The sequence below is a fragment of the Pseudomonas sp. Sample_22 genome, assembly GCF_004307635.1.
Taxonomy (GTDB): domain Bacteria; phylum Pseudomonadota; class Gammaproteobacteria; order Pseudomonadales; family Pseudomonadaceae; genus Aquipseudomonas.
Genome location: NZ_RCNY01000078.1, coordinates 1 through 2856 on the forward strand (window position 1 = coordinate 1; position 2856 = coordinate 2856).

Annotated in this window: 1 protein-coding gene and 1 pseudogene; both read left to right on the forward strand. The window is 52.7% G+C overall.

Annotated features, from left to right (window positions below):
* Nucleotides 1–412, forward strand: a pseudogene (locus D8U73_RS19715) (hypothetical protein); the annotation flags it as partial.
* 427 nt (nt 413–839) lie between these two features.
* Nucleotides 840–2279, forward strand: a complete 1440-nt coding sequence (locus D8U73_RS19720; RefSeq protein ID WP_130905488.1) for a TolC family outer membrane protein — start codon at nt 840–842, stop codon at nt 2277–2279.
* Nucleotides 2280–2856 lie beyond the last annotated feature (577 nt).

The window sequence follows — 2856 nt, forward strand, 5'->3', positions numbered from 1 at the left end:
TTACGTAGGATTTAGGGGGATTGACAATCGAAGCGGTACAAGCACTGGGGGTAACGTACGGTATGGGCTCGGTACCGATGGAGCGGGTAATAAGATTGGTTGGTACAAAATTATCATGCTCAACTCCAGCGCCAATGGCGCAACAGGCTACGTTAAATTTACGTTAAATAATGGTTCGACTTGGACGACGATAACAAATACTTCTAATGCAGGAGATTTGAATACGTATGCAGGACAAAACGTGACCTACGCCATCAATCCTACAAATAATGGCACCGCTCCTCCACAGGCCATTACCAGCGCCTCCCTCGACCTGACCGTGACGCCAACGATTGCGCCAAGGAATACCCTAGACACCAATAACGCGATTAATTTGGATGGCTCGGCCACTATCGAGTTGGTCTATCTGTGATTTTTAGCCCGCCGGTGCTGCAGGCGACCTCAAGATGAATCCGGTTCGTCTGCGCGACGGTGGGTTGCAACCTTAATAGTAATGCATCAGGCCATCCCCCTCCCATGACATACCCTGGCTTGCCTTTCACTGGGTAACGGGCCGTATTGGCGAGGGGGAGAGAAGGCAACCGTCGGTGTCGCCACATCCGTATTGCTGCTCAATCGGTGCGATTCATACCTGGCCGCCATCCGCGCGACGCCTGAAGCTGAATGCGTAGGTATTGCTGGCTCGTATCAGACGTAACTACGGATTCTAACTATCGCCTGAATGCATTCGCGAACAAGCTTATCTCCCCCTTACCTAGCCGCGTCTTGACGTTGTAATAGTGGCGCCATTCTTAGGCGCCAAATTTTTCACGGTTTTATACATGTTTAGGAATCGCCACATGCTGCGCAAATTTTCATTGGGTATTGCTGTGTTTTGTGTATCCAATGCCATGCCCTGGGCAGCTGAAGCTCCGTTGTCGGCCAATAATGATCTGGTGAGCGTCTATCAAGAGGCTGTAGCAAACAACGCTGATCTCGCTGCCGCCATCGCCCAGTATGGCGTGCAGAAGGAAGTCGTACCGCAAGCTCGCGCCGGGCTGTTGCCCAATCTGTCCGGTAGCGCAGAAACTGCCAGTGTTCGCACCTCGATCGACCAGCCTTCGGCTGCTGCAAATCGCTACGAGCATTCGTACCAAGCCACCCTGGCGCAACCGCTGTTTCGTGCCGATCGCTGGTTTCAGTTCCAGGCGGCCAAGGATGTGAATGAACAGGCGGCGCTACAGCTCTCAGCAGCCCAGCAAAACCTCATTCTGCAAACCGCAGACAGTTATTTTAATGTGTTACGTAGCCAAGATAATCTGGCTTCGACCAAGGCCGAAGAGGCCGCGTTCAAGCGCCAGCTCGATCAGTCCAATGAGCGTTTCAAGGTTGGCCTCGCGGATAAGACCGATGTGCTGAATTCACAAGCTAGCTACGACACGGCACGGGTCAATCGCATCGTTGCGCAGCGCCAGGTGGATGATGCTTTCGAAGCACTGGTGAACCTCACTAACCGGCGATACAACGCGATCTGGGGTATTTCCCATAGCCTGCCGATCCTACCGCCAGCACCAAACAATGCTAAGACGTGGGTTGATACCGCGGCTCAACAAAACCTTAATCTGCAGGCCAGCAACTATGCAGTCAGCGCCGCTGAACAAACTCTTAGTCAGCGCAAGGCTGGCCACGCACCAACCGTCGATGTGGTCGCCCGGTACGAGAAAGGCGACAATGATGCGCTGGGGTTCAGCAACCCCAGCGCGTTGGGTCAACCGTACAAAGGCGATGTCGCGCAATCCTTGATCGGCTTGCAGCTGAATATCCCGATCTACAGTGGCGGCTTGATCAATTCCCAGGTGCGTCAATCGTATGCGCAACTAGAGCAAACAGAGCAACAACGCGAATCGCTGCTTCGCGCCATCGTGGAAAACACCCGTGACCTGTATCGTGCCGTCAATACTGACGTTGAGCAGGTACAGGCGCGCAAACAATCAATCATTTCTAACCAAAGCGCAGTGGAAGCGACTGAAATCGGATATCAGGTAGGGACGCGCAACATCGTCGATGTGTTGGATGCGCAGCGCCAGCTCTACAGCTCGGTACGGGACTACAACAACACCCGCTATGATTACATCCTCGATACTTTGCGCCTGAAGCAACAGGTCGGAACGCTGAGTCCACAAGACTTACATAATCTGACCCACTGGCTTAAGGGGGACTACAACCCGGACAAAGATTTCCTGCCTCCGGACCTGGCTGAGGCTGCAGCGAAACAGCTTAATTTCAAACCAGGTCAGTGAAAACAACTGCCCGGCGAACAGACTCGTTTGAGGTTTTCATCGAGCCGTTTACGTTCCAATAACCGGGTTCCCCTTCAAGTGTTGATAGGTTTTGTCTTTCCGGTCGGCGACAGCAAGTGCTCCTCAAAATAACGCAGTCGGTGTTTATCCGCGCCAAATCCTGATTTGTTGTTCATTGAGGCCTGCAGCCATGTGAAGAACAAAGCTGTTGGATGGTTTAGGCGCTTAATTCAGCGTGCCATAGGTTTACGGAAAAGGTAGCGGCAGGGGGGGGGGGGCACCTTCTCCCGCCGCCTTCGAAGTTTTCAGAAAAAGCCTACAGATGCGGCCTATTTCCCGCAGTACCTTGACTGTGTCTATCCGGCAGGCTTAGTCAGGCTCAACCGCTATTGCATGCGATTGGACAAGCAATGGTGGCGACCTTAACGAATCGCTCCATACGCGAAACACATACCAGCTTGGATTTACGTCGTGCCGCGAAAATGCAGATAGCTGATGAAAATAAGGCTGTGACCAACTGCTTTAAATGACCCGTTAGGCGGGAAGGAAATCGATAATGGAATTTCGGCCTACATCC